A 3,302-nucleotide genomic window follows, 5' to 3' on the forward strand; every position below is an offset into this window, starting at 1 on the left:
TACGACAATTTAGACTTTGAGCTTTTACCACTAAATCTTGGGATATAGCCGCGTTTTTCCTCTTGCAAACTAACGCCGCATTAAGGTGTGAGCGGCGCTTGGCTATACTTGAGCGAAGCGAAAGCGCCAAGCGTTGCGAATCACTCTTAAATGCTTTGTTATGTGCGTACTACTTGGCTGTGCATTTCCCGTAGTACTGAGATGGAATCAGGTCACCACCAAAGCCAACTGTGTTTCGACTATGAACTGTATTCATTGTATTTGTAATCGTAGTGACCATCACATTACCTGCCCCAGTCGCTTCCAAAAATGACACATGATCATTTCCAGGAACCTTTACCACCTCATTACTACCATTGTTCCCAAGCACATAAACTTTGTCGGCATCTGGATCAATTAGATATCTAAGAATGAAATCACTCTTTGCCGTATGAACACCCTCTGGGTCTGAATACTTTTTATATACGCACTCTAAGGTACTGGTAGAAGCGATGGCTGAACTAGAGACAAAACAGAAAGCGATGAAAAGTAAACTATTGAACTTCATGAAAAACCTATTTTATAAGATATTTTCCGAGCAATTTTACTCTCATCTGTTTCATAGTTTGTGATATATGCCGCAAAGCACATAACGCCCTGTTAAGGGGTGAGCAACGCAATACCGATGCCTCTGCAAACCACCTTAATCACTAAAGCCGACGCACATTAAAAATGCCACGCGTTGCGAATCCCTCTTGAACAGTTTGTTAGTTTGCAAACCCAAAGCGTTGATTTTACGTTGTTTTAAACTTTGCAAACAATAAATTTTATGTGTTTTGTCGCACTTAAGTCAGGCGTAGTCTCAAAGCGGCTACTCAATGAAACCACGTGGAAAAAACAACGCCGCAGAAAACGAACTCACAACACCAAAAAGCGCTTTTGAAAAACCAATCTCACAATGCGGACTTTCAACAAAGTCACTGAAACCACGTGAACTTACCACACCAGAGAAAACGTCGTTTCAGCGAGTAAACCGGCTTTTGTACCAACAAACTCAACGAGCAGAGTTTCAGCAAAAAAGTTCAACTCAGTTAACCCAAAACTCAAAACACCAAAGAACAAATTTACCCTTGAAACGATGACAATTTTGGATTTTGACCACGCTAATTAACACAGAAATTGAACACCGATACGACAATTTCAACTTTGAGCTTTTACCGTTAGATCTTGCGAGATAGCTGCGTTTTTCCTCTTGCAAACTAACGCCCTGTTAAGGTGTGAGCAACGCAATACAAGAGCTGCCGCAAACCACCTTAAACACCAAACGCAACGCATAGTAAAAATGCCACGCGTTGCGAATCACTCTTAAACAGTTTGTTAGCTGTATTTTAGTAAAGCCATTTGGGTGTACTTTTATATTGATTGCTTAGACCAATCAAAGCCTCTGCATCTTTAATGCTTGTAGTATCGGTAAGACATCTTACCGCTATTATTACGCAAATAAGGCTACCTAACGAACAGAGCGCCCAAACTGCCCCATTGAAAAGTACGTAATTGGTGTGAAATATTGTATCTATGTTAAACGAGCGATATACGTACAAACCAATAAAACCAGCTATCATCGCGAAGAACCAATATAAAATATGATTTCGAATTGGTCTTATATACTTTTCTAAACGCCTTTTCTTCGAGCATTGATATTTATCTTCATAGACCAATCGACCTTTAGCCGTTTTCAAATACTTGTTTGAGTTTCGGTAGAGGTTTATTGCTTTTGTCGGTGCTTCGAAAGCAAGCAAAGCTACTATGGTTTCATAATCAACACGTACCTTGAATTGATTAATAAACAACTGCTCAGCAACGAGTCTGTTGCTAATGTTCTCAGTGCCACTTAACACTTTAGAAAGAGCTTCTAAACTTTGGACTTTGTAAGACCGATTAGAGTGCAATATGTGATGTAAAAGTTTTATAAGCGGTAAGAAAGCCAGAATTGTAGACATGCTAACTACCCACAAAGGAGTCTCCTGCACACCATCAATCATTATATATACTCCTAGTTAAGACAGCTAACGCCCTGTTAAGGGGTGAGCAACGCAATACCGAAGCTCCCGCATACCACCTTAAACACCAAACGCAACGCATAGTGAAAATGCCACGCGTTGCGAATCACTCTTGAACAGTTTGTTATGCGTAATTTTTGACGTACTTTGTCATTGCTGTTTCCGAGACTGACAAACCGTCGATTCTATATTGATCTTTGAACTCTCCAACAACATTGAACCCTGCCTTTAGGTAGAGGTTCTTTGCTGGGAAATTCTCTGATAATACACAAAGATCAAGCCAGTCAATTTCAGCTTTTTCTTGGCAGAAATTTATAACAGCATCAATGAGTCTTTGACCAAGACCTTGCTTCCGGCAAGAAACATCTACGCCCATACCTAATAGAACCCTGTGAGAACGGCTTCCATCACTGTGGTGGCGAAGATCAACATGACCTTTGATATTTCCAGAGGTGTCTTTTACAACCCAAAGTTTTCTCCAACCTAAGTCGCCAAACTGATGAGAAAAGCCTTGGATAAACTTATCTTTTGTTGTTTCAGGAATTTCACTTTGCTCTCTGGACATTGGCTGGAAAAGAGGAACTTCTCCATTGCCATTTTCAGACAGCTGATTTTCTAGATACACAAAGAATGAATCTAAATCCGATTTCTCCGCTTCTACTACTTCCATCTAATTCTCGGTACTCCATCAATTACGCATAACGCCCTGTTAAGGGGTGAGTAACGCAATACAAAAGCCGCCGCATAACACCTTAAACACTGAAATCAACGCATAGTAAAAATGCCACGCGTTGCGAATCCCTCTTAAACAGTTTGTTATGTTTGTAGCCTACGTTAATCGATTGTATTCACAGATAATAGCCTTGAGGCTACTACCAAATGGTACATGCCAAACTGGATTACCTTGGTCATCACTTGGATCTGACTCAACTATTTTAGTTATATAGCTTTGTAGCCTAAGCTTAACGTCACCTGTAACCTTTACGCGATACACTTCTCTTTGCACTTCAATCCAAAGACTTCCAGATTTGATATTTTTGTGCATCAGCCTATATCGCTCACCAGCATTTATCTTGGTTTGGATATTGTCCTTTGAGCTTAAAGCCGATTGGATATTTGGATTCATTTAATTACTCCCGAAAACATAACGCGCAGTTAAGGTGTGAGAGACGCACATGCACCCTAACCTAAAATAAACTCTGATAAATCCGTGCCTATTTGGGCACTAAAACCCCAATGCGTTTCGAATCGCCTTGAACGTCT

The 3,302-nt window shown here is 40.3% G+C and carries 4 protein-coding genes; all 4 read right to left on the reverse strand.

Features of this window, described 5'->3' with window-relative positions; all coding sequences use genetic code 11:
- Positions 1-169: 169 nt before the first annotated feature.
- The 4 genes from R7R24_RS24200 to R7R24_RS24220 all read right to left on the reverse strand — a co-directional run bounded on the left by R7R24_RS24200 (position 170) and on the right by R7R24_RS24220 (position 3,165).
- Positions 170-547, reverse strand: coding sequence for a hypothetical protein (locus tag R7R24_RS24200; RefSeq protein WP_017052519.1), 378 nt, complete (start codon positions 545-547; stop codon positions 170-172).
- An 820-nt stretch (positions 548-1,367) separates the two neighbouring features.
- Positions 1,368-2,021, reverse strand: coding sequence for a hypothetical protein (locus tag R7R24_RS24210; protein ID WP_054579715.1), 654 nt, complete (start codon positions 2,019-2,021; stop codon positions 1,368-1,370).
- 142 nt (positions 2,022-2,163) lie between these two features.
- Positions 2,164-2,709 (reverse strand): GNAT family N-acetyltransferase, encoded by a 546-nt coding sequence (locus R7R24_RS24215; RefSeq protein WP_054579716.1) that lies wholly within the window; start codon positions 2,707-2,709, stop codon positions 2,164-2,166.
- Positions 2,710-2,868: 159 nt separating this feature from the next.
- Entirely contained in the window at positions 2,869-3,165 is a 297-nt protein-coding gene (locus R7R24_RS24220; protein ID WP_054579717.1) for a hypothetical protein, read from the reverse strand.
- Between the last annotated feature and the right edge of the window lie 137 nt (positions 3,166-3,302).

This window comes from Vibrio sp. 704, from assembly GCF_033339295.1.